Here is a 3,353-nt window from a genome sequence, read left to right as displayed (position 1 = left end):
CCGATCTTCTACAACACCATGGAAGACGCCGGCGCCCTGCCGATCGAATTCGACGTGTCGAAGATGAACATGGGCGACGTGATCGACCTGTACCCGCACGCTGGCAAAGTCTGCAAGCACGGCACCGACGAAGTCCTGGCCACCTTCGAAATGAAGACCCCGGTACTGCTGGACGAAGTCCGTGCCGGCGGCCGTATTCCGCTGATCATCGGCCGTGGCCTGACCGAGAAGGCGCGCGCCGAACTGGGTCTGCCTGCGTTCGACCTGTTCAAGAAGCCCGAAGCCCCCATTGAAAGCACCAAGGGCTTCACCCTGGCGCAGAAAATGGTCGGCAAGGCCTGCGGTCTGGCAGAAGGCAAAGGCGTTCGTCCTGGCACCTACTGCGAACCGAAGATGACCACCGTGGGTTCCCAGGACACCACCGGTCCAATGACCCGTGACGAACTCAAAGACCTGGCGTGCCTGGGCTTCTCGGCTGATCTGGTGATGCAGTCCTTCTGCCACACCGCGGCGTATCCAAAGCCGATCGACGTGACCACCCACCACACCCTGCCTGACTTCATCATGACCCGCGGCGGCGTTTCCCTGCGTCCGGGCGACGGCATCATCCACTCGTGGCTGAACCGCATGCTGCTGCCAGACACCGTCGGTACCGGTGGCGACTCCCACACCCGCTTCCCGATGGGCATCTCGTTCCCGGCCGGTTCCGGCCTGGTGGCGTTCGCCGCCGCCACTGGCGTCATGCCGCTGGACATGCCGGAATCGATCCTGGTGCGCTTCAAAGGCAAAATGAAACCTGGCATCACCCTGCGTGACCTGGTGCATGCCATTCCTTACTTCGCCATCCAGAAGGGCCTGCTGACCGTCGAGAAGAAAGGCAAGAAAAACGCCTTCTCCGGCCGCATCCTGGAAATCGAAGGCCTGGAAGGTCTGACCCTGGAACAGGCGTTCGAACTGTCCGACGCCTCGGCCGAACGTTCGGCTGCCGGTTGCACCATCAAGCTGTCGAAAGAGTCGATCACCGAGTACCTGCAGTCCAACATCACCCTGCTGCGCTGGATGATCGGCGAAGGCTACGGTGATGCACGTACCCTGGAACGTCGCGCTCAAGCGATGGAAGCCTGGATCGCCAACCCTGAGTTGATGGAAGCCGACGCCGACGCCGAATACGCCGAAGTCATCGAAATCGACCTGGCCGATATCAGCGAACCTGTGCTCTGCGCGCCGAACGATCCGGACGACGCCCGTCTGCTGTCCAGCGTTGCTGGCGAGAAGATCGACGAAGTGTTCATCGGTTCGTGCATGACCAACATCGGTCACTTCCGTGCGGCCGGCAAGCTGCTGGATCAGGTCAAGGGTCAGCTGCCAACCCGTCTGTGGCTGTCGCCGCCGACCAAGATGGACGCTCACCAACTGACCGAAGAAGGCTACTACGGCATCTACGGCAAGGCCGGCGCACGCATGGAAATGCCGGGCTGCTCGCTGTGCATGGGTAACCAGGCCCGCGTTGAGCCGAACTCGACTGTGGTGTCGACCTCGACCCGTAACTTCCCGAACCGTCTGGGCGATGGCGCCAACGTCTACCTGGCTTCGGCCGAGCTGGCGTCGGTGGCTTCGATCCTGGGTCGCCTGCCGACCGTCGAGGAGTACATGGAATACGCCGGCAAGATCGACAGCATGGCAGCGGACGTATACCGCTACCTGAGCTTCGACCAGATCGCCGAGTTCCGTGAAGCGGCCGCCAACGCCAACATCCCGGTGGTGCAAGCCTAAGGTTGTAGCGTTGTAAAAAGAACGCCGCGTATTCCACGATACGCGGCGTTTTTTTATGCCTGCAGCCTTGGGTGATTCCCCTGCCCGCTATTTCGCCGTGGGGCCCGGCGCCTGAGGCCAGGCGTGGTACGCCCAAGCGCCAAGAGTCAATGCCAGAGCCCGGCCTGAGCCCGACCGCTCCAGCTCTGCAGGCTTTCCTGCAGCGTATCGTCGACGCTGGTCCCGCTGAGCAACACTTGATAACGACGACTCGACGGCAAGGCCGCCAGGGCATCCTTGGCCCTGTGCTTGAGTCGGGCCAGGGCCAGGTGCTTGTGTTCCAGGCTGACTTGGCGGAAGAACTCGTCCAGGGCCTCGATGCTGGTGCCGTCCAGATTCGGCGACTCCTCCAGGCTGAGGATGACGCTGTGAATCGGCGTCTGCACGTGCCGGATCAGGCGCAAGGCGCCGCCCAGGATGCGCTCGGCGTTGGCGAAGAACAGCGCCTCCCCCGGACGCAGGATCAGCACCCCCGGCACTTGCCGCGCTTGAGGATGGCGGCTGAGGTCGACAAAGTCGTGGCCGCTGCCCAATTGACCGAGGATCTGGATATCCGCCGCCGACAGCTGGCGCAGCATCAACAGAATGCTCACCCCCACCGAGAGCAGCAGGCCATCGAGCACCCCCAGCACCAGCACGGCGGTGACCGCACAGATCACCAGCAAACGATCCCTGCGCCAGATGAAATAGCGCCCCAGCGGCTGCAGGCTCAGGCCATGGCCCAGGGCATAGATGACGATCGCCGCCAGCACCGGCTCCGGGGTCAGGGCGATATAGGGCAGCACCGTCAGGACGATGATCAGCATCACCGCGGCCGCGGTCAGCCCGGCAAGCCGCGAGCGGGCCCCGGCCGCCTCGTTGGCGGACGTGGCCGAGTAACCGGCGCCGGCCGGCATGCCATGAAACAGGCCGGAGAGCAGATTGGCCGCCCCCAGGGCCAGCAGGTCGCGGTTGGACGACACCCGGTCACCGTGCTTGAGCGCCAGAGAGCTGATGGAGCCATAGGACTCGGCATACAGGATCATCACCAGGGCAAACGCCAGCTCTCCCAGGCGCAGCCAGTCGGCAAAGGGCAGGTCCGGCAGGCTCGGCACCTGCAGCTTGAGTTCGATCACCCCGATCAGGGCCACACCCTGAGCCGGCAGGTCGAGCCATTGCCCGGCGCCGATGCCGACCACCACCGCCACCAGCCCACCGGGCACATAGGGAATCCGCGAACAGATCGCCAGCACCAGCAAGGCCAATGCCGCCACCGCCGCACCGGCCCAGTTCCACTGCGGCCACTGCTCCAGCAACTGGGGCAGAAAGCGCACCAGGTTGCCGGTGCTCAGGTGCACCCCCACGATGGTGGCGAATTGCTTGAGGATGATGGTCACGGCCAGGCCGAAGGCGAAGCCCCACAGCACCGGTTTGGCGATGAACGCAGTGACGCCACCGAGGCGAAACAGCCCCGCCAGGAGGAAGAAGACCCCGGTCAGCAGCACCAGGGCAAAAGCCAGGTTCAGGCGCAGTTGCACGTCGCCCTCAGCCAGGGACAAGGT

2 protein-coding genes are annotated in these 3,353 nt (G+C 64.0%); one reads left to right on the top strand and one right to left on the bottom strand.

From position 1 onward, the window contains the following. Positions 1–1,773, top strand: a 1,773-nt coding sequence (locus BLX41_RS12690) for a bifunctional aconitate hydratase 2/2-methylisocitrate dehydratase (protein ID WP_259744789.1), incomplete at its 5' end; no start/stop codon positions are given. Between the two features lie 146 nt (positions 1,774–1,919). On the opposite strand, the gene BLX41_RS12685 is transcribed toward BLX41_RS12690, so the two are convergent. Further along, the coding region (locus BLX41_RS12685) for a SulP family inorganic anion transporter (protein WP_259744787.1) at positions 1,920–3,353 on the bottom strand (1,434 nt) is incomplete at its 5' end.

Source organism: Pseudomonas protegens (assembly GCF_003732485.1).
Classification (GTDB): Bacteria; Pseudomonadota; Gammaproteobacteria; order Pseudomonadales; family Pseudomonadaceae; genus Aquipseudomonas; species Aquipseudomonas protegens_B.
This window is presented reverse-complemented; position numbering and strand designations above follow the sequence as displayed.